This is a genomic window from Ensifer adhaerens, assembly GCF_001270265.1.
Classification (GTDB): domain Bacteria; phylum Pseudomonadota; class Alphaproteobacteria; order Rhizobiales; family Rhizobiaceae; genus Ensifer; species Ensifer adhaerens_B.
Genome location: NZ_LGAP01000033.1, coordinates 46514 through 69561, shown reverse-complemented (window position 1 = coordinate 69561; position 23048 = coordinate 46514). Strand labels below are relative to the sequence as shown.

The following is a 23048-nucleotide window of genomic DNA, read 5'->3' as shown; positions in this document are numbered from 1 at the left end:
CCCCAAAGCCCCCGCCCCAAAGAAAGTTGACGCGACACCGGGCGCGAGGCGCATCATCTCCCTCGCCACCTTGCTCAACCTTCCTGCGCCCCTAGTTTGTTTTCGATGGCAAAGGCCTGACACCAGGGAATGAGGATAGCCAGATGGAATACCGGTTGCTCGGCCGCTCAGGCCTGAAAATCTCTGTTATCACCATGGGAACGATGACGATCGGCGGCGGCGGCAAGTTCGCGCAGGTCGGCAATGTCGGCCTCGACGAGGCGCGCCTCTATGTCGACATGTGCCTCGACGCCGGCGTCAACCTGATCGACACCGCCGACATCTATTCCACCGGCGGCTCCGAGGAGATCATCGGCAAGATCCTCGGCGGCAAGCGCAAGAACGGCGTGCTGGTCGCCACCAAGGCGCGCTTCGACATGGGGCCTGGCCCGAATGACGGCGGGCTTTCCCGCCACCATCTGATTGCCGCCTGCGAGGCGAGCCTCAAGCGGCTGAAGACCGATGTCATCGACCTCTACCAGGTGCACGAATGGGACGGCCAGACGCCGCTGGAAGAAACGATGGAGGCGCTCGACACGCTCGTCAGCCACGGCAAGGTGCGCTATATCGGCTGCTCCAACTATTCCGGCTGGCACATCATGAAGGCGCTCGGCATCAGCGCGCTCGAGCGCCGCCACCGCTTCGTCAGCCAGCAGATCCACTACACGCTGGAAGCCCGCGAGGCCGAATACGAACTGCTGCCGATCAGCATCGACCAGGGTCTTGGCGTGCTCGTCTGGAGCCCGCTCGCCGGCGGCCTGCTCTCCGGCAAGCACCGGCGCAACCAGACGCCGGATGGCACCCGCCAGCTTGCCGGCTGGAACGAACCGCCGATCCGCGACGAGGAGCGGCTGTGGGCGATCGTCGACATGCTGGTGGCAATCGCCGGCGAGCGCGGCGTCTCGCCGGCGCAGGTCGCCCTCGCCTGGCTGATCGACCGCAAGGGCGTGACCTCCGTCATCATCGGCGGCCGGAAGGAGCAGCAGTTCCGCGACAATCTCGCGGCCGCGAGCCTGAAGCTGACCGACGAGGAGCGCGAACTGCTCGACGCCGTCAGCCTGCCGCCGGTGCTCTATCCCTATTGGCACCAGTTGCGCAGCGCCAAGGACCGGCTCGGCGAGGCCGACCTGTCGCTGCTTGGCCCGCATGTGTGAGCGGCCGGCAAAGGACACGAAACTCGCCCACGCGCTGCTTGCAAGGACGGCGACACGCCGCGAGCTGGACGCGGCAATGATGATTGTTGAGCTGGATTCAGGAAATACTTAGGACTGGTGACTCTGACTTCGATGACACCGTCTCGAAGCTATTTGCGAAACGACGAAGAACAGGATGTATGGCACGCTTGTATAAGCCATCCAGATATACCCATCTGGCGTTATCGATCCATCCTCGACGACAGTAAGGCTTCCTATACGAAAGTCAATGAACACGCTGTATACATAAATGATCTGCGCCATCAAAAACAGATAAAACAATATAGAAGATAGGTATATTTTGTATAATCTTATCTTATTGCTGTATCTAGATATGATCCACAAAAAAGCCTTGGAAATCTCGGAAGACAGCCCAATGATTACTATTCCGAACAACAACCCAAAGAACCCGCCACCCGTTAGAACCGTGTACATTATCCACAGCGTGTGAAAAAGGATCCTGTCGAATAGCCACGGTCTCTCTGTCAGCCAATGCATGCATTGCTCCAACTGGTGGTGCCTCTCGAGGCGCGCCTCCACGGAATTCGTTGGACGGCGTTGCAAAAACCGGCCCTCGCCACCACTCGTCGTAGCGCGTCGCGTATTTGCAAGTTTGCAAGCGCCTGGCTCCGTTTGAGACCGGCGAGACGGCCAGAACTCACCGAATTTGTTGCGAGCGCGCCATAGGTCTAAACTATAAGTAGCATGCGCAATAATATTAGACAATAAGAATATGCCGATTGGTCGAGCGATGAAGCCTTGACTTCCCGCACGACACGCCCATTTTATATCATATGATACGTGTTGGCGCTCCAGAGGAGACGATCATGCCCAACGCACAGCCGGCTTTTGCCCCCGATCGCGACGCGGCAAGGACCGGCTCGGCGAGGCCGACCTGTCGCTGCTTGGCACGCATGTGTGAGCGGCCGGCGTTTCGTCGCGCGCAGCGGGTTGCCACACGCCGGCAGTGCTTGATCTTGTTGAAGAACCGTTCGACCAGGTTGCGAGCCCGGACCCTGAGCCGCCAGTCGGCTGTCAATTTGCTGTGATGCACGACAGACATCGCCCCAAAAATGATATCTTTCAGCCCGCCCGGAAGTCTTGGCAGGATGGGAAACTCCATCAGCGGCGGGAATTTGTCACGCTCCTCGGCTGTGCCGCAGCGATACGGCCGTGGGTAAGGCGATCAGCAGGAGGCAAACATGAGCTTGGACAACACCTCACGCCCCGGCAAGCCGGGGCCCGAAGAGTTGGTTCCATCGCGCTATGCGGTGCGGGTCGGCGAGATTGACGTAATGGTGGTCAGCGATGGGGTGCTGTCGCTGCCAGGAGCGATGTTGGGCCACAACGCCGACCCGGCCGTCCGGGCGGCCTGGCTGAACGATATGTTCCTGCCGCCGGACGTGCTCGAGTGGGCGCTGAACGTGGTCGTGGTGCGTAGCGGCGACCGGACCATGCTCATCGACGCTGGGATGGGGATGGAGTTCCCGGACTTGCCGCGGGCCGGGCGGTTGGCCCAGCGACTGGAGGCCGCCGGCATCGATCTCACATCCGTGACCGACGTGGTACTGACCCACATGCACATGGACCATGTGGGCGGGCTGCTCGTCGACGGGGTGCGGGAACGGCTGCGTCCGGACCTGCGGGTCCACGTGGCGGCCGCCGAGGCCGAGTTCTGGGGCGCGCCCGATTTCTCCCGCGTGTCCATGCCGCCGGGGTTCCCGGACGCGCTTCGGCGGACGGCCAAGCGGTTCTTGAACGAGTACGAGAGCCAGTTGCGGCCGTTCGATCAGGAGTACGAGGTGGCGCCGGGCGTGGTCGCCATTCGCACCGGCGGCCATACCCCCGGGCACTGCGTGGTCCGCCTGGCGTCCGGCGGCGACCGGCTGACGTTCGCCGGCGACGCCGTGTTCCAGGTCGGGTTCGACCACCCCGACTGGTACAACGGCTTCGAACACGACCCCGAGGAGGCGGCCCGCGTCCGGATCCGTCTCCTGCAGGAGCTGGCGGAGACCCGCGGGGCGCTTGTGGCCACGCATCTGCCGTTCCCGTCCGTCGGCCATGTGGCCGTCGCCGGCGACGTCTTTCGTTGGGTACCGGCCTCCTGGGCCTACTGACCGCTTGTTGGGTTAGGGCCGAACTACAGCGCCGCGCGTCTTATCAGACGCGCAAAGGTCGCTGTAGCGCTTTGAATTGCTGCATGTTTTCTTCCTTAAATCGGCTACGATTTAAGGAAACATGCAGTAGGGCATAGACTCGCAACGACCTGATCCAGATGCGTGTTGCAGCCAGCTTGATGGCGGCGAGAAAGTTGCGCGGGTCTTTGTCCTGTCTGGTTGCGATGCCGCGGAACTGTTTGAGTTTATTGAAGAAGGCCGATCAGATTGCATTGGCGATAGACCCGTGCGCTGAAGCGGCACTGGAAGATCGAAAACCCTTGCAGCATTTGCTGCATAGGTCCGGAAGAGCACCTTCAGTCGCTCGTCACATCGCCAGGGACTTCGACGCGGCAGTACAGCGACAGCCGCCTCTCGGCCCGCTTTTGGACAAAGGCTCTGCCCGACGTCGCTCCCCTTGATTTTTACCTTGCAAGGCACATTTTATATCATATGATACGAAGCAAGAATCCAGAGGAGACGATCATGCCCAACGCACAGCCGGCTTTTGCCCCCGACCGCGACGCGGCACGACATGAGGAAGCCGTCATCGTCAAGGCGGTGGTCAAGGCCTGCGACCTGTGGAAGCTGACCAACCGGGAAGCATCGCAGCTCTTCGACGTGCCGATCGCCACCTGGAACCGGATGAAGGCCGGCGATTTCAAGGGCAGGCTCGACCAGGACAAGCGCATGCGCGCCAGCCTGATCGTCGGCATCTTCAAGGGCCTTCGGCTCTATTTCAACGGACCGCTGACCTATCAATGGCCGAAGGCGGTCAACACCGGGCCGGTGTTTGACGGCCAGTCGCCGGTCGACCTGATGATCGAGGGCGGCATACCGGCGATGATGAAGGTGCGGCGCTATCTCGATGGCCTGCGCGGCGGCCTATGATCGCCGAGATCGATTTTACCGATCCGGCCACCATCCGGCTGATTTCGACCGCCTATATCGACGAGCCGGCCGTCAAGCCGCTCTGCGACGACGAGGACGACATCGAGATCCTCAACCGGCTGGAGGCGCTGACCTCGGCGCGGCTGAGCCCGCTGGCGCTGCCCGCCGGCATCAACCCGGCCGAACTCCTGAACGAATCCTTCGGCTATGGCTGGTCGCTGATCAACGCCGCCTTCTGCCACGCCCGCCCGCCGGGCAACCGCTTCAACACCGAGGACCGCGGCGCCTGGTACTGCGCCTTCGGCGAGACTGCGCTTGAAACCTGCCAGGCCGAGATCGTCTATCACCGCACGCGGGCGCTGGCCGATGCGGGCATCTTCCACGACATCGGCGCCTATCGCGAGTTGATCGCCGGCTTCACCTGCCGCTTTCACGATGTGCGCGGCGAGACCGGCCCTGCCTATCTCGGCGCGGATCCCGCCCTTGCCTACCCCGCCGGCCAGGCGCTTGCCGCAACCATCTTCTCCGGCGGCGGCAACGGCCTGATCTACCCTTCCGCCCGCCATCCCAGAGGCGAGTGCATCGCCGTCTTCCGCCCCGCCGTCATCCAGAACATCCGCCAGGGCCGCACCATCACCTTCGAGTGGAAGGGCTCGCCCGAGCCGACGATCCGGCGCGAAAGCTGATTATCCCACAGCAGTGCGGCATGCGCAGAAACAGAGATAATGTCTGGCATTTCGGATACAGGCTTGACTCCGGCCAAGTGCATGACCTGATATCTGCAATCTGACGTTTGCGGAGGATGACATATGCGACGGTTATCAGGTTTTCTGGTCAGTGCTCTTATAGCTGCAACCGCCACGTCTTCATTAGCGGCCGACAAGCTCACGCCTGATCAGTTGAAGGCGCTGTCCAGCGATGTGTATCAGTTCGCTTACCCAGCCGTTCTTATGGAATCGACCATGAAACAATCGACCGCGGTTCCCAACGCGACTGCGGTTCATGGACGTGCACCGATCAACCAGTTTGCCTATTTTCGAACCTATCCTGCTGCCGACGCCCGTGATGTGGTCCGCTTCAACTTCGATACCCTTTATTCATTTGCATGGGTCGATCTGAGTAAGGGGCCGATGATTCTGTCCGTACCCGATACGGGCGGACGCTTCTATCTGGTACCCACGCTCGATATGTGGACGGATATCTTCTCATCTCTCGGCTCGCGCACAACAGGCACCAAGGCTGGCAACTTCGCCTACGTTGCTCCGGGGTGGAACGGAACGCTGCCTGACGGGGTGGTGCGCATCAACGCGCCGACTTCAATGATTTGGGTAATGGGGCGTATCCAGACCAACGGGCCGTCAGACTATGATAACGTCCACAAGATTCAAGATGGCCTGGAACTCACCCCACTGGATCAATGGGGTAAAAACCACGAGCCGCCAGCAACCTCAACTGTCGATCCGAGTGTCGACACCAAGACGCCGCCGCTCGTGCAGGTCGGCGAAATGAGCGGCGTTGAGGTATTCAAGCGCCTGGCCGAGTTGATGAAGACCTATCCCCCGCATCCGAACGACTATCCGATCATCTTCCGGATGCGTGAAATCGGCTTGGAGCCCGGAAAGAGTTGGGACGCTTCAACGCTCGATAAGGAAACAATTGACACCATCAATGCTGGGGCCAAGGAAGGTCTGCAAGACATGGTCGCGGGCATCAAAAGCACAGGTGCACACCTGAACGGTTGGAACATTGCCGTAGATAATATGGGGACCTATGGCACTTCATATCGTCAACGGGCAATCGTTGCCCTCGCCGGGTTGGGAGCCAATCTTCCGGCCGACGCTATTTACCCTGCTGCTTTCATCGATAGCGAAGGCAAGCCGCTGGACGGCGCAAACACCTATGTCCTGCACTTCGACAAAGCGAAGCTTCCCCCGGCGAACGCCTTCTGGTCACTGACCATGTACGACAACGAAGGTTTTCAGGTTCCCAACCCAATTAACCGCTTTGCTATCGGCGACCGCGATGCCCTGAAGTTTGGTGAAGACGGTTCGCTGGACATCTTCATTCAAGCGGAATCACCTGGAAAGGACAAGGAAAGCAACTGGCTCCCATCACCCAAAACGGGAGCGATGGGCCCGACATTGCGCATCTATTCGCCGAAGCCCGAAGCGCTAAGTGGAGCCTGGGTGCCGCCGCCATTCAAGCGCGTCGACTAAATGGCTGAAGATGACCGCTTTGGACGAATATCGGCGAGAAACCGGTTCCTCCTCCCTCATTCCGGCCTTGAGCCGGAATCCAGCGACCTGACGTCCGTCAGGTCAAAAAGCATCTTTCAACCCAAGGACTTGGGCTGACGGGATTCCGGCACAAGGCCGGAATGAGGGAAGGTAGAGGGACCATCAGCCTGCCATGGACCGTGGCATCATATCTCTAACGCGGGCCACGATAGCGCAGCGCATCGGCCACCAGCGCGAAGGCCGGCGACGTCTGGCGGCGGCTCGGGTAATAGAGGTGGTAGCCGGCAAAAGGCGGGCACCAATCCTCCAAAATCTGCACCAGCCGGCCCGAGACGAGATAGGGCGCGACGACATCGTCGGGCAGATAGGTGAGCCCCAGCCCGCCAAGCACCGCGCTCAGCCGCAGCGCGATGTTGTTGAAGACGAGCTGGCCTTCGACGCGGACCTTCACCTCGCGCCCGTCCTTCTCGAATTCCCAGGCATAGATGCCGCCATGGGTCGGCAGGCGCAGGTTGATGCAATTGTGCTCCGTTAACTCCTGCGGCGTGCGCAGCATTTTCCGCGTGGCAAAATAGGCAGGCGCGCCCACCACCGCCATACGCATGTCGGGGCCGATGCGCACGGCAATCATGTCTTTCGCCACCTGTTCGCCGAGACGCACGCCGGCATCGTACCGCTCGGCGACGATATCGGTCAGGCCATAATCGACGATCACCTCGACATGGATATCCGGATAATCAGGCAGCAGCCGCTCCAGCGCCGGCCAGAGGATGCGGTCGGCCGCATGCTCGCCGGCGGTGATGCGGATCGTGCCCGCCGGCTTGTCGCGAAATTCGCTGAGCGCTGCCAGTTCCCGGTCGATCTCGTCCAGGCGGGGGCCGATCGACACCAGCAGCCGCTCGCCGGCCTCGGTCGGCGACACGCTGCGCGTCGTGCGCGTCAAAAGCCTCAGGCCGAGCCGCGCCTCGAGCCCGCGGATCGTGTGGCTGAGCGCCGACTGTGAAACCCCGAGCTGTGCTGCCGCCTTCGTAAAGCTGCGTTCCCTTGCGACAGTAAGGAAAGCGATGAGGTCGTTGATCGGTTGGCGCGGCATTCATGAATCTCTCTCATAAGCCCTTGCGAGATTTACCAACACGACAGCGACGACATCCGGCCCGGCAACGGCCACGCCGTCATTTGCAAAGGATCGACGCCATGAACATCAAACGAAGCGGCTCCCAACCCTCCGCCAAGGGACCGGCGGACTATTTCACCGGCACGGTGCGCATCGACGCTCCCTTTAGCGGCACGGCGCCTGCGCGCATCAGTGGCGCCACGGTCACCTTCGAGCCCGGCGCCCGCACCGCCTGGCACACCCATCCGCTCGGCCAGACGCTCATCGTCGTTTCCGGCCTCGGTCGCGCCCAGCGCGAAGGCGGCCCGGTCGAGGAAATCCGCCCGGGCGACATCGTCTGGTTCGAACCGGGCGAGAAACACTGGCACGGCGCCTCACCGGCCGCCGCCATGACCCATGTCGCGATCGCCGAGGCGCTCGACGGCAAGGTCGTCGACTGGATGGAGAAGGTCAGCGACGCGGACTACCAGGCAGAGGCCAAGGCCGGCTGATCGGCAGCCGTTGGAACGCCCTCGCCGACCCGGCCCCACGGGCCATCTCTACCCCAGAAACATCGTCATTTGAGACAAGGAAAAGCCCCATGGAAAAGCGCACACTCGGCAAAAGCGGCCTCGAAGTCTCGGCCCTCGGCCTCGGCTGCATGGGCCTCAGCTATGGCTACGGCCCGGCAACGGAGAAGCAAGCAGCAATCACCGTGATCCGCACCGCCTTTGAGCGCGGGGTCACGTTCTTCGACACCGCCGAGGCCTACGGCCCCTACCGGAACGAAGAGCTTCTCGGCGAGGCGCTCGCCCCGATGCGCGACAAGGTGGTGATCGCCACCAAGTTCGGCTTCGATTTCGACACTGAAGGCGGACAGAGCGGCATGAACAGCCGGCCGGAGCAGATCCGCAGGGTCGCCGACGCGGCGCTGAAGCGTCTGAAGACCGACGTGATCGATCTCTTCTACCAGCATCGCGTCGACCCCAATGTGCCGATCGAGGACGTGGCCGGCACGGTGCAACGGCTGATCAGCGAGGGTAAGGTCAGGCATTTCGGCCTTTCCGAAGCCGGCGCCGAGACCATCCGCAAGGCCCATGCGGAACAGAAGGTCGCGGCGCTGCAGAGCGAGTATTCGCTGTGGTGGCGCGAGCCGGAGGCCGAAATCCTGCCGCTGCTCGAAGAGCTCGGCATCGGCTTCGTACCCTTCAGCCCGCTCGGCAAGGGCTTTCTGACCGGCGCCATCAACGCCGAGACCACCTTCGACAGCAAGGATTTCCGCAACATCGTGCCGCGCTTTGCACCCGAAGCGCGCAAGGCCAATCAGGCGCTGGTCGATCTCTTGGGTGAGATCGCCGCGCGCAAGGGGGCGACACCGGCTCAGGTCGCACTCGCCTGGCTGCTGGCGCAAAAACCCTGGATCGTGCCGATCCCCGGCACCACCAAGCTGCACCGGCTCGGGGAGAACATCGGCGCTGCGGCTGTACAACTTACCGCCGACGATCGCGGCGAAATCGACGATGCGCTAGCCAAGGTGACCATCGAGGGCGACCGCTATCCGGCCCACCTGCAGGCGCGCGTCGGCCGCTGACCTCGCGAAAAGTGGAAGGACAAACAATGACGGAAGGCATCCCGGCATAATTCCTTAAATCGGAAACGATTTAAGGGCGAAATTATGCAGTGAGTTTAAAGCGTTGCAGCGTCCTTTGCGCGTCATGTTTGACGCGCGGCGCTGTAAGGACAAGGTCGTCGTCATCACCGGCGCCAGCAGCGGCCTCGGCGAAGCGACGGTGCGGAGATCGCGACGCGCTTTAGGCCGGCGCGATGCGCCGGCCGTTGATGCGCGCCCGAAGGGGCGTATGGGGACGCGCCTTACCGCGGCGCCAGGCTTTCCAGCTCGTTCAGCCGCTTCATCGCCGCCTGCTGCTGCAACAGGCCGTAGTTGATGCCGCTGGCGTTCAATGTGCTGCCCATCTGGAAGGGGAACTGGTTGAAGTCGGAGAAGAACTCCTTGATCTTGCCCTGGATCGGCACCAGCAGCCACATGTTGCGGGCGAAGAAGTCGAGTGCTCCTCCCCCTTCTTCCAGGCCCCGCTCATAGGGATCCATGCGCAGATTGGTGATCAACGCCCAGTTCGGGACTTCGCGCGTCGCCGTGGCGATGTTGCCGTGGCTGGCGGTTGCAAAGCTCAGCTTCCAGTCGTTCCAGCGAATGGCATTGAGATTGCCGCCCTGGTCGAAATAATAGACCGAGTCGCGCGGCGGCTCCTTCGCCTCTCCCTTGAGCAGGTCTGTCAGATCAAAGCCGTCGAGATGGACCTTGAACGACTTGGTGCCGGCCTGGAAACCCTCCTTCATCTGCCCCTTGACGTCGTTGATGCCGGCGGCCGTCGCAAAGGTCGGCAGCCAATCCATCAAGGTGACAGGGTCGTTGATCTGCGTCCCCGGCTTCACCACGCCCGGCCAGCGCACCATCATCGGAATGCGGAAGCCACCCTCCCAGGTGGTACCCTTTTCGCCGTGGAACATCGTCATCGCGCCATCAGGCCAAAGCGCGATCTCGGCACCGTTGTCGGTGGTGTAAAGCACGATCGTATTCTCGGTGATGCCGAGATCGTCGAGTTGCTGAAGCAACTGCCCGACGTGTCCGTCATGTTCGGCCATGCCGTCGGCATGGATGCCCTTGCCGGTCTTGCCCACCGAGTCCGGTTTCAGGTGCGTGAAGATGTGCATGCGGGTGGCGTTGAACCAGACGAAGAACGGCTTGTCGGCCTTGTGCTGGCGATCGATGAAATCCTTGGCCGCGGCGAGGAATTCCTCGCCCACCGTCTCCATGCGCTTGGTGTTGAGCGCGCCGGTGTCTTCGATCTTGCCGTCGGCATAGGAGCGGATGACACCGCGCGGACCGTACTTCTTCTTGAACTCGGGGTCCTTCGGATAGAAATAGCCCTCCGGCTCTTCCTCGGCATTGAGGTGGTAGAGATTGCCGAAGAATTCGTCGAAGCCGTGGTTCGTCGGCAGATGCTCGTCGTGGTCGCCCAGATGGTTCTTGCCGAACTGGCCGGTGGAGTAACCCTTCGTCTTCAAGACATCGGCAATCGTCGGCATCCAGTCCTGAATGCCATGCGGATCTCCTGGCATGCCGATGGTCAGAAGCCCGGTGCGGAACGGTTCCTGCCCCAGGATGAACGAAGCACGGCCGGCGGTGCAGCTCTGCTGCCCGTAGGAGTCGGTAAAGATCGCACCCTCGGCCGCGATGCGGTCGATATTGGGCGTGCGGTAACCCATGAGGCCCATGGTGTAGGCGCTGATCTGCGGAATGCCGATATCATCGCCGAAGATGACGAGGATGTTCGGCGGCTTGCCACTGCCGGCGGCAGGTTGTTGCTGGGCCTTTGCCGCGTTAAGCGGCGCGCTCGAGCCCACCATGGTGGCGGCGGCGAAGATCGTGCCGCCGAGGAGCAGGCTGCGACGGTCGACGTCAAGCGAATTGTGGCTCTCGTTGCTGGATGGCTTATCGACATTCTGAACCATGCTCATCGTCTCCTGTTCATGAGGACTGTGATCGTCGATTGCACTGAAACTGGGATTTTCGAATCTTCTTGAAACGGCTGCGGGGACGGCCGAAAGCCGCCTTTGCCACGGAGCTTTGGACGTGGCTGACTGCCCACCGATGACGGCTGAAAAACTACCACGCCAAAGACGGAGAGCAGGAGTACGTAACAGTTACGTAGCGGCGATTGATCGACGGCAACGTGGTGCGTCGCAACGGCACAGCACGATAGCGTTGGTCTCTCGGCCGGCGTTCGATGTGCGCCGCGCCGACAGTCCTGGAGCGTCGTCGACTGCGCAGTGCCTCGCTACGGGACGAGCGAGACGGCTCTTCGGGCGAAATCGAACTCAGGCGGAGGCCGGCGACGCCAGCGCCACCGTTTGCTCTCTCGGCACCATCTCGCTCAACATCCAGTCGCAAAAGGCTTGCACGCGCGGATCCTGGCCAGAGCCTTCGGGATAGACGAGGTGATAGGCATAGTCTTCGGCGACGCTGACGCCGATGTCGAACAGCTGCACCAGCCGTCCCTCCGACAGCTCGTTGCGGATCATCGCGAGATCGACAAGGCCGACCGCGCCGCCGTCGATCACGGCCTCCACCACATGGCTGGTGTCGGTAAAGGCGACGCATCGGCTGTCGTCGAAATCGTCGATGCCGGCAGCCGCCATCCACATCCGCCAGTTCGGCCAGAGCATGCCTTCGGTGGTGCACTCGACATGACACAGCGTGTGGCCGATGAGATCGCGCGGCGTCTTCGGTTTGCCGGCGGCGGCAATCAGCTTTGGGCTGCAGACCGGTGCGATCACCGCTTCGAACAGGCGCTGCGACCGTGTCTGCGCATACAGGCCGGAGCCGAAGCGAATGGCGATATCGACATCGTCTGCGTCGAAATCCCTGACCTCGTCGCTGATGTCGAATGTCAGCTCGATGGTCGGGTTGGCAGCGCGGAATTGCGACAGCCGCGGCAGCAGCCAGTTGGTGGCAAAACGCGGACTGAGCGACACGCGAAGCTGCTGGGCGCCGCGTGCCATTCTGCGGGCGCGGCCGACTGCGCGCTGCAGTATCTCCAGCGCCTGGACGGCCGCCTCGAACACCACCGCACCGGCCGGCGTCAACTGGATGCTGCGGCTGGTGCGGGTGAACAGCACGAGGCCAAGCTGATCCTCGATTTCCTTGATCTGGTAGCTGACCGCCGCCGGAGTCAGCCCCACCTCGTCGGCCGCACGGGTGAAATTCAGATGGCGGCCGGCGGCTTCGAATGTCCTCAGCGCGCGGGTTCCCGGCAGCATCCGGCCCATGGATCTTCAAGCTCCATTTAACGATCTATCGAGAACTACTTGTTTTTCAATGAGCGATCAATCGGTCATGATGACAATCAGAGACGGAGGCACCTGCCCCGTCGCAAACCGCATCCTGGAGCGAAACGATGTCTGCCGGCCCAACCTCTTCACTCGTACAACGCAACGGTCTGGCCGCAAGCGCCGACGAGCTTTCGCCGCTCGCCTTTGCCGGCTACGCCCATTTCACTGCCATGCAGGTTCGCGCCAGCAAGGTGCGCGGCCTCGACCTGCATCTCGCCCGCCTGCGTTATGCCTCGATCGAAATGTTCGGCAAGGCCCTGCCCGACGACCAACTGCGCACTCATCTGCGCACAGCGCTTGCCGCCTCTCCGGCCGACCACTCGCTGATGGCGACCGTCTATTCGCCGGCGGGAGAATTCGCCGTCGCCGGCCCGGATGTCGGGCTCGACATGCTCATCCGCACCGGCCCGGCCGCATCAGGCCCGAAGGGTCCGTTGGCGCTCTTAACCGTCGAGCACGAGCGCACGCTGCCAACCGTCAAGCATGTCGGCGAGGTCGGCAAGACCTACTTCCTGCGTCAGGCGGTGGCCCGGGGCTTTGACGATGCCGCCTTCGTCGACCGTCAGGGCAGGCTCAGCGAAGCCTCGATCTGGAACCTCGCCTTCTGGGACGGAAATGCCGTCGTCTGGCCCGAGGCGGAGATGCTGGCCGGTACCACCATGGGCATCATTCGGCGGCAGTTGGCACGGCTCGGCATCGCTGAGCGCACACAGGAAATCAGGCCCGCCGACCTCGCCGGCCTCGCCGGCGTGGTGATGAACTCGTGGACGCCGGGCATCGCCATCAGCCGGATCGACGCGACCCCATTGCGTGACCCCCAGGCTTTCCTGGCCCTGCTCCATCGGGCATATGAAACGGAACCGCTCGTCTCACCATAAGTGGTCGCGAGCACCCTCGAATGATTTCGAAAGAGCCAATCGCGTGGAAGATCTGGTCTTGCTGGAACGTCTCGTCAACACCCTGCAGCGTTTGGAAGAAGACGGCGAGATCGTCATCTGCGACCTGCAGCAAAAAAGATCCACGACGTGATCTCGGCGATCCTGCCACGAACGGACTTGAGCGCACAGGAACTGACGGGCGTGCGGCGTTTGATATACCAGGCGGTTGCAGACAAGCGGTTCTTCGACTGGGAGATGCCCACGCTGACCGGATTTACGGCCAAGGAGTTCGAAGCGATCGCGAGCAAACTTCCAATCGATTAGACATTCACAACAACGAATGGTCCAGCCCCCCGCACCAGCGTGGAGGCGGTCCACCACACCACCGGGTTGCATGCCGGATTTTCCTGCGTTATCCCAAGGCCATGGACCAGCTCATCGAAATCGGCAACACCCGCGTTCTCAAATGTGCTGACGAAGGCATCGCGCTTCGGGCGCCGGCAGACGCCAACGATTTTCTCGGCGATGCGTGGGGCCATGAGGCCGACCTGCTGGCGATCCCGGTCGCGCGCCTCGGCCCGGATTTTTTGAACCTCAGCACACGCGTCGCCGGCGAGGTTTTCCAGAAGTTCGTCAACTACCGCATGAAATGCGCCATCGTCGGCGATATCTCGGATGCGCTCGAGGCCAGCAAGGCGCTGCGCGATTTCGTGCGCGAGACCAACAAGGGCAGTTCGATCTGGTTCGTGGCGGACTTCGACGCGCTTCGCCTCAAGCTCACCGGCGCAGCGTGATCGCACGCCCGCCGGCGAAACGCCGACCTACAGGCCCGGAGACCTCACCAACCAAGGCACCGCCCCTTCGAGCGACCCATCCCACCACTGGCCCTTTTTGCAGGCGGAGCGTCTCCCGCGTCGCCTTGGCCTGCGCATCATCCGGCTTCAGCTTCAGGGCCGCGTCGCCGCCCGATCTCGAAACAGGCGGCGGAGCGTCGGGGGTGATTTTCTCTCCGGTCATTTTTTGGGGGGGTGCAGGACCGAAGCTCGGCCACGCCCGACCGCGGATTGTCCTGGCACCGTCCCCCCCTTCAAGGACGGCCGGCCCGTCGCGTCGGCGACGTTTCCGCACCATGGCCGAGGACACGCCGAGGCTGCGCTGTGGCGCGGCAACGTCCCTGCTCCGGCCGGATGGATCACGGCTCTCGCCACCGGCAACGGCCGTGGCGCGCCTTGCGGAACGCACCAGCAGCCATTCGGTAACACGTCGCTAGTCGAACTTCTCCGTACTATCAGCCTTGCCCTTCACCCAGTATCCCGAAGCCTTGATCCACTGGAGCGGATAGCCCCGTTCCTCGGTGAGGTGAGCCCGGATCGCTCGCGTCACCGATGCTTCGGCCGCGACCCAGACGAAGGTGTTGGGTTCGATGATGACCGAGCGCAGGATGGCGAGAAGCGCCGAAGCGTCTGCCGCCTCATGCAAGGGGCGATAGGCCCAGTGGCATGTCAGCTCGGCCTTCGTCTCGAACGCCTGTTGCTCGGCGGGGTCGGCGACGGCGGCGATGCTGGTGATGCGCGTGCCGCCGGACGCCTCCTCGATCCGTCGGCCGATCGCCGGCAGCGCCGTCTCGTCACCGATCAGCAGCCAGCGCTCGACGTTGGAAACGACGGCCGACCCGCGCGGACCGCCGACGTTCAAGGTATCGCCGGGGCGGGCGTTCATCGCCCATTGGGTGATCGGCCCCGCCTCGTGCAGCGCGAAATCAAGCACGAGCGAGCGGGCGGCGGCATCGTAGCGGCGCGGCGTATAGTCCCGACGCTCCTCCGTGCCGTCGGCTGCCGGCACCAGGATCTTGACGTGATCGTCGGGCGCAAGGCTGACGAAATCGGCAAGGTCGTCGCCGGAGAGCGTGATGCGCAACATGCCGGGCGTGATGCGCTCGACGTCGGTAACGGTCAGCGCGCGTCGCCTGAGATCGTGGCGCACGCGCTCGATCCTGGGGGCGTTCGGGTTATCGGGAGAGGATTGAGTATCCATCTGTGTCCTTTGAGGGCTCGTAAATCTCGATCCGCAGGACACAGTCGCGCAGATCGAGGCCTGAGAGCCGTTCGATCATACGCGTTGAGTGACGTTAACGCTTACGTGGCCGGACAGCGCCCGGCCATTTCGCCGGTTGTAGCCGACATGTCGTGCTGGTGCAATGCGTTGCGAAAGCGCACCGGGGCTGCTGCTACCGAGGCACAACACCGCCATCGGCCCGCAAAACGAAAAAGGCGCGCCCGTTTCCGCGGGCGCGCCTTTTGATGCAAACCGGATGGTCGCGATCAGGCTGCCAGTGCCGCCGCTTCGCCGCGCACGAGATCGCCGAGACGGCGGATGCCCTCTTCGATCATCTTGTCGTTGGCGCAGGAGAACGAGACGCGCAGCGTGTTTTCCCCCGAGCCGTCGGCAAAGAAGGCACGGCCGGGCACGAAGGCGACCTTGGCCGTTTCCAGAGACTTCGCCAGAAGGGCCGCACCGTCCATGCCCTTCGGCAGCGTCACCCAGACGAACATGCCGCCTTCGGGCTTGGTCCAGGTCACGCCATCAGGCATGTATTTCTCGAGCGCCGCCAGCATGGCGTTGCGGCGGTGCTTGTAGACCTTGTGGATCTTGGCGACCTGCGCCTCGAAGCCGCGCTCGGCAACGGTGCAAATGGCCATCTGGTTGATCGTCGAGGAATGCAGGTCGGCCGCCTGCTTCAGGAGCACGAGCTTGCGGATCACCGTTTCCGAGGCGCAGACCCAGCCGACGCGCAGGCCCGGCGCCAGCGTCTTGGAGAACGAACCGCAATAGACGGTGCGGGTGTTGTTGATGTCGCCCTTGCGCGCGATTTCCAGCGCCAGGATCGGCGGGATCGCCTCGCCGTCATAGCGCAGCGACTGGTAGGCCGCATCTTCGATGACGGCGATGTCGAGTTCTTCGGCAAGGTCGAGTACGCGTTCGCGCCCTGCCCGGTCCACCGTCTCGCCCGTCGGGTTGGAGAAGTCGGCCGAGAGATAGGCAAACTTGACGCGGCCGCCAGCGGCTTTGGCTGCCTCGGCATAGGCCGCCGGCGTGCGGTTGCCGCCGGGGTTCAGCTGGTCGTAGTTCGGCTCATAGGCGTTGAAGGCCTGCAGCGCGCCAAGATAGGTCGGCCAGGTGACAAGCGCCGTGTCATCAGGCGACAGGAACAGCTTACCGATATAATCGAGGCCCTGCTGCGAACCGGAGGTGATGAAGATGTTGTCGACGGTGGCAGGAATGCCGAGCGCCTCCATCTGCTTGGCGAGCCATTCGCGCAGCGGCTTGTAGCCTTCGCTGACCGAATACTGAAGCGCAGCGCTTACGGCCGGACCGGAGAAGATCTCCGCATAGGCATCCCTAAACTCCACATCCGGAAACAGCTCGGGATCGGGAATGCCGCCGGCAAACGAGATGATGTCGGGGCGGTCGAGCAGTTTCAACAGTTCGCGGATTTCCGAGGCGCGCATCCGGCTAGAGCGCGTCGCAAATATGTGGTCCCAGTCCAGCATTGGGTCGTTTCCTCAAGGATTATTGGAGCGGGGCAGCGCCTCCAGGCTTGGTCCCGCATTCTCGTTTGTCCTTCGACAGGATCACGGCGGCTAATTTATGTCAATGTTATTGACCTAAATCGCGCCATTTTCTGCCCTCGCGATGCTTCACCCAACGTCACGCAATCAACGCAACGTCAGCCATGAGGCGGCCGATCACATCCTAACAAAAGTGCCCGGGCCGAAGGCATGACGTAACTGTTACAGGCTTGTCCGCCGCCAGAACAGGGCGCAGAGTTGCGCCTTCCATCGATTGCACATCACAGGCCGCATTCTCGATCCTTCAACGATAGGGAGAAACACGCCATGAGTCCGCATCCGGAAAACGACGATCAATCAAACAACGAACATCCATCGGGCGTCAGCCGGCGCGATCTTCTGCTTGCCGGCAGCGCGCTCGCAGCAGCGGCGCTGACCACCTCGGGCGGAGCGACGCCGGCAAGCGCGCAGCAATCCGCCCAGCCGACCGCAGGCGGCGGCAAGCCGAACATCCTCATGATCATGGGCGACGATATCGGCTGGTTCAATCCGAGCATCTACCACCGCGGCATGATGGGCTACCGCACGCCCAATATCGACCGCATCGGCAACGAGGGCGCGATGTTCACCGACTGGTATGGCGAGCAGAGCTGCACCGCCGGCCGCGCCGCCTTCATCACCGGCCAGTCGCCGATCCGCACCGGCCTCACCAAGGTCGGCCTGCCCGGCGCCGATCTCGGCCTGCAGCCGGAGGATCCGACGATTGCCGAATTCCTCAAGGCGCTCGGCTACGCCACCGGCCAGTTCGGTAAGAACCACCTGGGCGACAAGGACGAGTTCCTGCCCACCAACCACGGTTTCGACGAGTTCTTCGGCAATCTCTATCACCTCAACGCCGAAGAGGAGCCTGAGAACCCGGACTATCCGAAGAGCCCGGAGTTTCGCAAACGCTTCGGTCCGCGCGGCGTCATCCATTCCTATGCGGATGGCCGGATCGAAGACACCGGCGCGCTGACCAAAAAGCGCATGGAAACGGTCGACGAGGAATTCCTGGCCGCAGCCCTCGAATTCATCGACCGCCAGCACAACGCCCAGAAGCCCTGGTTCTGCTACTTCAATTCCACCCGCATGCACGTCAACACCCACCTCAAGCCTGAATCCGAAGGCAAGACCGGCAAGGGCATCTATTCCGATGGCATGGTCGAGCATGACGGCATGGTCGGCCAGCTCCTGAAGAAGCTCGACGACCTCGGCCTCGTCGAAAACACCATCGTCGTCTACACCACCGACAACGGCGCCGAGGTGATGACCTGGCCGGATGGCGGCAACACGCCGTTCCGAGGCGAGAAGGCGACCAACTGGGAAGGTGGCTACCGCGTGCCGACCTGCATCCGCTGGCCGGGCGTGATCAAGCCGAACACGATCTATAACGACATCGCCTCGCACTACGACTTCATCCCGACCCTCTGCGCGGCAGCCGGCGAACCGGACATCGTCGAGAAATGCAAGGCGGGCTATCAGGCCGGCACCAAGACCTTCAAGGTGCATCTCGATGGCTACAATCTCATCCCCTATTTCAAGGGCGAGGTGAAGGACGCTCCGCGTCGCGAGTTCCTCTATTGGAACGACGACGGCGAACTGGTCTCCGTCCGCTTCCAGGATTGGAAGGTCGTGTTCAAGGCGCAGGAAAGCATCGGCATCGGCGTCTGGCGTGACCAGTTCACCAGCTTGCGCACGCCAAAACTGTTCAACCTGAGGGCCGATCCATTCGAGCGCGGCGATGAGTCGATCGAGTACGAATCCTGGTTCTTCAACCGCGCCTTCGTGGTCGTGCCGTCGCAGGCGATCGTGGCGAAATGGCTGGAAAGCTTCAGCGACTTCCCGATCCGCCAGAAGCCGGCGAGCTTCAACCTCGACGAGGTCATGGACAAGCTGTCCGGTTCCGGCAGCAAGTAGCCCGGCCGCTTCAGGTCCGAGCCATGCGTGTCCGCTGCCGGCTCCCGGCGGCGGACGGATGCCCGTTGGGCACGAGCGTTGGGCATGCTTTGGCGCAGGAGCCCTCCGCCTGGCCGCCAAGCCGGCGCAAAAGCCCGCGGCGACAACCGGTCTTTTGCATTAGACATGTGCGACAAAGATGGACGAACGCCCTGAGCGAGCCTTGCGACTACTTGGAAATCAGCAACTCACGAATTGCCCGGCAGGCTCAGGTTTTGTGGTTCACCGATCTCTATTGCGTGTTCGTCCGGGTCATAGAAGCGGAACACACGCTGCCCCCATGCCTGCCTCTCCAAGGGATGAATCAGCTCCACATGCGGCGCGATGTTTTCGAAGGCCAGATCGATATCTTCATGTTCGAAATACAACAGCACGTTTCTTCGCCCATAGGGCTCCTCGCCGGCCGAGACTTGCCGCCAGATCGTCTGCTCGAGCGAGCGTCCCTCATGGATTGCAAAGCCAGTCTCGAAAAGCACGAAGTTTCCGAAATCCTTGAGGATCTTCAGACCGAGCCTCTCCTGGTAAATTCTTTCGAGCGATCGATGTCCCGCACGAACGGTATCGGATTGATAAAGCGCATTGAATTCCTTTCGTGACGCTCACGATGGCGGTCGAAAATCGTCCAATTAAGGCTTGAGCTGCGCGGCAGATGAATGCGACGCTTCATCATGCACCTTAGCCGTCGCCTGAACAATGGCATCCCAGCGCCGCCGTTGCGCCGAACGATGCTGCAACGTCAGGCAGAAAACAAACTGGCGCCAGCAACACCCGATTATTCGTCAAAGCCAGCGCATATGCGCAATATTGGCGCAATCACGCTACCGCATGTCAGGCGCGCGGCTAGAATGATGTGGCCGCGCAGAAGGAATATCGTAGTGACGACAACCAGCAACGACACCCTGGCATTCTATCGCGACAACGCCGAGACCTATGCGGCGCGCGACCGTAAGCCGCCGACGGATCGCCTCAGCGCCTTCGTCGCTCGGCTCTCGCCCGGTGCCGCCGTGCTCGATCTCGGCTGCGGCGGCGGCCACGACAGCCTGCATCTGATCGAGGGCGGGCTTGACGTCACACCCTGCGACGGATCCCGGGAACTGGCGCGGGCGGCGGAACAGCGGATCGGCCGCAAGGTCGAGGTCGTCACCTTCCAGGAAATCGAGTGGAACCAGAGGTTCGACGCCGTCTGGGCGGAGGCCTCGCTGCTGCACGTGCCGCGGACCGAATTGCCCGATGTGCTGGTGCGCGTCCATAGGGCCTTGCGGCCGGGCGGCCTGCTGCAGGCGAGCTTCAAGGCGGGCGAGAAGGAAGGCCACGACCGCTTCGGCCGCTACTTCAACTATCCCTCGGCGACCTGGCTTCGGACCTGCTTTGAAGGGGCGGGATGGTCGAATATCCTGATCGAAGAAGCAGATGGCGGCGGCTACGACAACCAGCCGACCCGCTGGCTGCATGTGACGGCGACGGCTGACCGCGCAATTCCTTGAATGGGGTCACTTCAGTTTGCGCCGACCAGCGGACACGAAACGGGCGGCCGAAGCGAACCGGATCCAAGCCACAAGGCCGGCTGCCCATCCATGTGGTCGATACAAGCAGAAGCTTTGTCTCAGGCCTCGCGGCTGAAGTAACTCAGGATCAAGAGCGTGAAGATCGCGCCGATGATCAAGGCGTCGAAAAGTGCAAAGTGCTCCAGAATGTTTGGCATGATACATCCTCCTTCCCACTAAACCTATGAGAGCACAAAACGACATGAATTGAAAGATTCACACAGAGAACGATACACGACACAATTCTTGCATTGCAGCATTTCTATTTGGCGGCGCACAATGCCGTTTCGCCGACGGCATGCGCAAAGCGCTTTCTGGCGAAACCGGCCGCACCCGGTGGATCGGCTGGGCGATTGCGTCGCAATCAACTGATTTTCATAGGGCCAGCCGGGGACCTCCTTCCGGGATTCACAGCAACGTCGATTGACGGCGCTACTGGAAGATGTAGATATTACAAATACCTAATAAATACCCGGCGCCCTGCCGGGAGAATAACGGGGGCTGTCAATGTCTCGATCCGATAAGCGGCACGCCGGTGCCGCGGCTGCGTGTGGCGCCGCCTCGTCCGGCACGACGGACGCTCACACGACCAGGAAAGGCCTGACGCGACGCGAGACGCTGTTGAGCGGCGCAGCGATCGCCGTTGCCGCGGCCGTGCCGGCAAGCCTTGCCTCCCTCTCCGGCCCCGGCCAGGCCTTCGCGAATGGCGTGACGCCGCCGAACATCGTTTACGTCATCGCCGATGACCTCGGCTGGGCCGATGTCGGTTTCCACGGCTCGGACATCAAGACGCCCAACCTCGACAAGCTCGCCGAGACAGGCGCACGGTTCGAAGAATTCTACACCCAACCCATGTGCACGCCGACGCGCGCCGCCTTTCTCACCGGCCGCTACCCCTTGCGCTATGGCCTGCAGACCGGCGTGATACCATCGCCCGGTTCCTATGGGTTGCCGCTCGACGAGTATTTGCTGCCTCAGGTCATGAAGGATGCCGGCTACAAGACCGCGCTCGTCGGCAAGTGGCATCTCGGCCATGCCAAGGTGGAATACTGGCCGAAGCAGCGCGGCTTCGACACCTTTTACGGTGCGTTGGTCGGTGAGATCGACCACTTCAAGCATTCCTCGCACGGTGTGAAGGACTGGTACCGCGACAACGCGCCGCTCGAGGAAACCGGCTTCGACAACAGCCTCATCGGCGAGGAGGCGGTGCGGGTCGTCGAACGGCACGATCCCGCTGCTCCCCTGTTCCTCTACCTCGCCTTCACCGCCCCGCACACGCCGTTCCAGGCGCCGGAGGAGTATCTCGACCGCTACAAGCACATAGCCGACGAAAACCGCCGTGCCTATGCGGCGATGATCTCCGTGCTCGACGATGGCATCGGCAAGGTTGTGGCAGCGCTGGAAAAGCGCGGCATGCGCGACAACACGCTGATCGTCTTCCACAGCGACAATGGCGGCGTCAGAAGCTCGCTCTTTGCCGGCGATTCCAAGATCAGCGGCGGGTTGCCCGCGAACAACGGCCCCTATCGCGACGGCAAGGGCACACTCTACGAAGGCGGCACTCGCGTCGTCGCCTTGGCCAACTGGCCAGAGAGGATCAAGCCGGGCACGGTCAACGGCATGGTCCATGTCATCGACATGTACCCGACGCTCGCTGCCATCGCCGGCGCCGCGCTTGGCAAGAACAAGCCCCTCGACGGCATGAACCTGTGGCCGGCGCTCAGCGAGGGCCAACCGTCGCCGCGCAAGGAACTCGTCTATAACGTCGATCCGCTGGCGGGCGCGGTACGCAGGGACAATTGGAAACTCGTCTGGAAGGCGTCCCTGCCGTCCAGGCTGGAGCTGTTCGACCTTGCTGCCGATCCTTCGGAGACCAACAACCTTGCCGCCGCGAACGGCGACAAAGTGCGCGACCTCCAGGATTGGATCACGCGACTTGCCGAAGAAATGACGCCGCCTCTGCTGCTCATGGAGGCGGTACGGCTGACCTTTTTTGCGCCGCCGATGGTCGCCGATCCCTCGACGCTATTCAACCTCGGTGACTGAACCTGCAGATTGCCGGACTATTCATACCATTGATCGCCCCGGCCGTTGGAATCCGCCCGCGAATGCGTAGCCGCACCGTATCCGGGCACTCAGCGAGGAATTGTCGATCCAGGCCTGGATTTCGCTTGTCATGGCGCCAAGGAAGACGACTTCCGAAAGGGCGGCAACGTCGTGCAACGCGGACATTTCAGGCCAGCCCATGGCAATGTCGTGATGACCGATCCAGGCAGCGGGGTTGCTGTAGTCGATCACCCCGCGTGCTGTCCCCTCCGACGCGTTCACGAAAAACCTGTAGGAAAGGACGCCAGGATCGCCTTCGGCTTCGACCCTCCTCGCCAGTGCGTCGATCGCGCGCGCAAAGTGATCGGGCGGAGCTTTCAACTCATACAAGTTCAGGATGGTGAGGCGTTGCTTCATCATGATTGCCACTCGTTTCCGAGGTAAAAACGTCCCATCGCAGGGGATGTTGCATCGCCCCCCGCGGTCATGCCTT

General features: G+C 62.2%; 20 protein-coding genes and 2 pseudogenes. 13 read left to right on the top strand and 9 right to left on the bottom strand.

Features of this window, described 5'->3' with window-relative positions:
* Nucleotides 1–143 precede the first annotated feature (143 nt).
* A complete protein-coding gene (locus tag AC244_RS29920) occupies nt 144–1193 on the top strand; it encodes an aldo/keto reductase (protein WP_053252458.1) in 1050 nt (349 codons plus the stop codon).
* An 829-nt stretch (nt 1194–2022) separates the two neighbouring features.
* On the opposite strand, the gene AC244_RS37740 is transcribed toward AC244_RS29920, so the two are convergent.
* Nucleotides 2023–2355 (bottom strand): hypothetical protein, encoded by a 333-nt coding sequence (locus tag AC244_RS37740; RefSeq protein WP_053252456.1) that lies wholly within the window; start codon nt 2353–2355, stop codon nt 2023–2025.
* 79 nt (nt 2356–2434) lie between these two features.
* Here AC244_RS37740 and AC244_RS29905 point away from each other — a divergent pair, with 79 nt between their 5' ends.
* On the top strand, nt 2435–3349 hold the full coding sequence (locus AC244_RS29905) for an MBL fold metallo-hydrolase (RefSeq protein WP_053252455.1): 915 nt from the start codon (nt 2435–2437) through the stop codon (nt 3347–3349).
* Between the two features lie 154 nt (nt 3350–3503).
* Here AC244_RS29905 and AC244_RS35860 read toward each other — a convergent pair.
* A pseudogene (locus tag AC244_RS35860) lies at nt 3504–3645 on the bottom strand (IS5/IS1182 family transposase); the annotation flags it as partial.
* Between the two features lie 229 nt (nt 3646–3874).
* Between AC244_RS35860 and AC244_RS38390 the strand changes: the two are divergent.
* From AC244_RS38390 to AC244_RS29890, 3 genes are all read left to right on the top strand, one after another.
* Nucleotides 3875–4279, top strand: coding sequence for an antitoxin Xre-like helix-turn-helix domain-containing protein (locus AC244_RS38390; RefSeq protein WP_053252454.1), 405 nt, complete (start codon nt 3875–3877; stop codon nt 4277–4279).
* On the top strand, nt 4276–4965 hold the full coding sequence (locus AC244_RS29895) for an RES family NAD+ phosphorylase (RefSeq protein WP_053252453.1): 690 nt from the start codon (nt 4276–4278) through the stop codon (nt 4963–4965). The genes AC244_RS38390 and AC244_RS29895 overlap by 4 nt, the downstream gene beginning before the upstream one ends.
* 123 nt (nt 4966–5088) lie before the next feature.
* Nucleotides 5089–6495 carry a DUF1254 domain-containing protein gene (locus AC244_RS29890; protein WP_053252452.1) on the top strand — a complete coding sequence of 469 codons (1407 nt, stop codon included), beginning with the start codon at nt 5089–5091 and terminating at the stop codon, nt 6493–6495.
* 214 nt (nt 6496–6709) lie between these two features.
* Here AC244_RS29890 and AC244_RS29885 read toward each other — a convergent pair whose 3' ends face one another.
* Entirely contained in the window at nt 6710–7609 is a 900-nt protein-coding gene (locus tag AC244_RS29885; RefSeq protein WP_053252451.1) for a LysR family transcriptional regulator, read from the bottom strand.
* A 101-nt stretch (nt 7610–7710) separates the two neighbouring features.
* On the opposite strand from AC244_RS29885, the gene AC244_RS29880 reads away from it, so the two are divergent.
* Both AC244_RS29880 and AC244_RS29875 read left to right on the top strand, forming a co-directional pair.
* Nucleotides 7711–8121: a cupin domain-containing protein gene (locus AC244_RS29880; RefSeq protein WP_053252450.1), complete on the top strand. Its 411-nt coding sequence runs from the start codon at nt 7711–7713 to the stop codon at nt 8119–8121.
* A gap of 89 nt (nt 8122–8210) precedes the next feature.
* Nucleotides 8211–9200 carry an aldo/keto reductase gene (locus tag AC244_RS29875; RefSeq protein WP_053252449.1) on the top strand — a complete coding sequence of 330 codons (990 nt, stop codon included), beginning with the start codon at nt 8211–8213 and terminating at the stop codon, nt 9198–9200.
* A 281-nt stretch (nt 9201–9481) separates the two neighbouring features.
* On the opposite strand, the gene AC244_RS29870 is transcribed toward AC244_RS29875, so the two are convergent.
* Together AC244_RS29870 and gcvA are read right to left on the bottom strand one after the other, a co-directional pair.
* Nucleotides 9482–11143, bottom strand: a complete 1662-nt coding sequence (locus tag AC244_RS29870; protein WP_152976169.1) for an arylsulfatase — start codon at nt 11141–11143, stop codon at nt 9482–9484.
* A 366-nt stretch (nt 11144–11509) separates the two neighbouring features.
* On the bottom strand, nt 11510–12460 hold the full coding sequence (gcvA, locus tag AC244_RS29865) for a transcriptional regulator GcvA (RefSeq protein ID WP_053252447.1): 951 nt from the start codon (nt 12458–12460) through the stop codon (nt 11510–11512).
* Nucleotides 12461–12588: 128 nt separating this feature from the next.
* On the opposite strand from gcvA, the gene AC244_RS29860 reads away from it, so the two are divergent.
* The 3 genes from AC244_RS29860 to AC244_RS29850 all read left to right on the top strand — a co-directional run bounded on the left by AC244_RS29860 (nt 12589) and on the right by AC244_RS29850 (nt 14195).
* Nucleotides 12589–13401, top strand: coding sequence for an aminotransferase class IV family protein (locus AC244_RS29860; RefSeq protein WP_053252446.1), 813 nt, complete (start codon nt 12589–12591; stop codon nt 13399–13401).
* Between the two features lie 147 nt (nt 13402–13548).
* Complete coding sequence (locus tag AC244_RS37305) at nt 13549–13725, top strand: hypothetical protein (RefSeq protein WP_161807917.1); 177 nt, start codon at nt 13549–13551, stop codon at nt 13723–13725.
* 101 nt (nt 13726–13826) lie between these two features.
* Complete coding sequence (locus AC244_RS29850) at nt 13827–14195, top strand: DUF4180 domain-containing protein (protein WP_053252445.1); 369 nt, start codon at nt 13827–13829, stop codon at nt 14193–14195.
* A gap of 472 nt (nt 14196–14667) precedes the next feature.
* On the opposite strand, the gene AC244_RS29845 is transcribed toward AC244_RS29850, so the two are convergent.
* Nucleotides 14668–15435: a siderophore-interacting protein gene (locus tag AC244_RS29845; RefSeq protein ID WP_053252444.1), complete on the bottom strand. Its 768-nt coding sequence runs from the start codon at nt 15433–15435 to the stop codon at nt 14668–14670.
* 287 nt (nt 15436–15722) lie between these two features.
* A complete protein-coding gene (locus AC244_RS29840) occupies nt 15723–16952 on the bottom strand; it encodes a PLP-dependent aminotransferase family protein (protein ID WP_053252443.1) in 1230 nt (409 codons plus the stop codon).
* A gap of 345 nt (nt 16953–17297) precedes the next feature.
* On the opposite strand from AC244_RS29840, the gene AC244_RS29835 reads away from it, so the two are divergent.
* Nucleotides 17298–18926 (top strand): arylsulfatase, encoded by a 1629-nt coding sequence (locus AC244_RS29835; protein WP_053252442.1) that lies wholly within the window; start codon nt 17298–17300, stop codon nt 18924–18926.
* A gap of 227 nt (nt 18927–19153) precedes the next feature.
* On the opposite strand, the pseudogene AC244_RS29830 reads toward AC244_RS29835, so the two are convergent.
* Nucleotides 19154–19545 (bottom strand): annotated as a pseudogene (locus AC244_RS29830) (VOC family protein).
* Between the two features lie 295 nt (nt 19546–19840).
* Here AC244_RS29830 and AC244_RS29825 point away from each other — a divergent pair.
* Together AC244_RS29825 and AC244_RS29820 are read left to right on the top strand one after the other, a co-directional pair.
* Nucleotides 19841–20449 carry a class I SAM-dependent DNA methyltransferase gene (locus AC244_RS29825; protein ID WP_234717068.1) on the top strand — a complete coding sequence of 203 codons (609 nt, stop codon included), beginning with the start codon at nt 19841–19843 and terminating at the stop codon, nt 20447–20449.
* Nucleotides 20450–21016: 567 nt separating this feature from the next.
* Nucleotides 21017–22555 carry an arylsulfatase B gene (locus tag AC244_RS29820; RefSeq protein WP_082367269.1) on the top strand — a complete coding sequence of 513 codons (1539 nt, stop codon included), beginning with the start codon at nt 21017–21019 and terminating at the stop codon, nt 22553–22555.
* A gap of 21 nt (nt 22556–22576) precedes the next feature.
* Here the strand turns inward: AC244_RS29820 and AC244_RS29815 are convergent, their stop codons facing one another.
* A complete protein-coding gene (locus tag AC244_RS29815) occupies nt 22577–22975 on the bottom strand; it encodes a hypothetical protein (protein WP_053252441.1) in 399 nt (132 codons plus the stop codon).
* Between the last annotated feature and the right edge of the window lie 73 nt (nt 22976–23048).

Coding starts and splice junctions, on each gene's coding strand:
- AC244_RS29920 (WP_053252458.1), top strand. CDS start 144: ATGGAATACCGGTTGCTCGGCCGCTCAGGCCTGAAAATCTCTGTTATC.
- AC244_RS37740 (WP_053252456.1), bottom strand. CDS start 2,355: ATGGAGTTTCCCATCCTGCCAAGACTTCCGGGCGGGCTGAAAGATATC.
- AC244_RS29905 (WP_053252455.1), top strand. CDS start 2,435: ATGAGCTTGGACAACACCTCACGCCCCGGCAAGCCGGGGCCCGAAGAG.
- AC244_RS38390 (WP_053252454.1), top strand. CDS start 3,875: ATGCCCAACGCACAGCCGGCTTTTGCCCCCGACCGCGACGCGGCACGA.
- AC244_RS29895 (WP_053252453.1), top strand. CDS start 4,276: ATGATCGCCGAGATCGATTTTACCGATCCGGCCACCATCCGGCTGATT.
- AC244_RS29890 (WP_053252452.1), top strand. CDS start 5,089: ATGCGACGGTTATCAGGTTTTCTGGTCAGTGCTCTTATAGCTGCAACC.
- AC244_RS29885 (WP_053252451.1), bottom strand. CDS start 7,609: ATGCCGCGCCAACCGATCAACGACCTCATCGCTTTCCTTACTGTCGCA.
- AC244_RS29880 (WP_053252450.1), top strand. CDS start 7,711: ATGAACATCAAACGAAGCGGCTCCCAACCCTCCGCCAAGGGACCGGCG.
- AC244_RS29875 (WP_053252449.1), top strand. CDS start 8,211: ATGGAAAAGCGCACACTCGGCAAAAGCGGCCTCGAAGTCTCGGCCCTC.
- AC244_RS29870 (WP_152976169.1), bottom strand. CDS start 11,143: ATGGTTCAGAATGTCGATAAGCCATCCAGCAACGAGAGCCACAATTCG.
- gcvA (WP_053252447.1), bottom strand. CDS start 12,460: ATGGGCCGGATGCTGCCGGGAACCCGCGCGCTGAGGACATTCGAAGCC.
- AC244_RS29860 (WP_053252446.1), top strand. CDS start 12,589: ATGTCTGCCGGCCCAACCTCTTCACTCGTACAACGCAACGGTCTGGCC.
- AC244_RS29850 (WP_053252445.1), top strand. CDS start 13,827: ATGGACCAGCTCATCGAAATCGGCAACACCCGCGTTCTCAAATGTGCT.
- AC244_RS29845 (WP_053252444.1), bottom strand. CDS start 15,435: ATGGATACTCAATCCTCTCCCGATAACCCGAACGCCCCCAGGATCGAG.
- AC244_RS29840 (WP_053252443.1), bottom strand. CDS start 16,952: ATGCTGGACTGGGACCACATATTTGCGACGCGCTCTAGCCGGATGCGC.
- AC244_RS29835 (WP_053252442.1), top strand. CDS start 17,298: ATGAGTCCGCATCCGGAAAACGACGATCAATCAAACAACGAACATCCA.
- AC244_RS29820 (WP_082367269.1), top strand. CDS start 21,017: ATGTCTCGATCCGATAAGCGGCACGCCGGTGCCGCGGCTGCGTGTGGC.
- AC244_RS29815 (WP_053252441.1), bottom strand. CDS start 22,975: ATGATGAAGCAACGCCTCACCATCCTGAACTTGTATGAGTTGAAAGCT.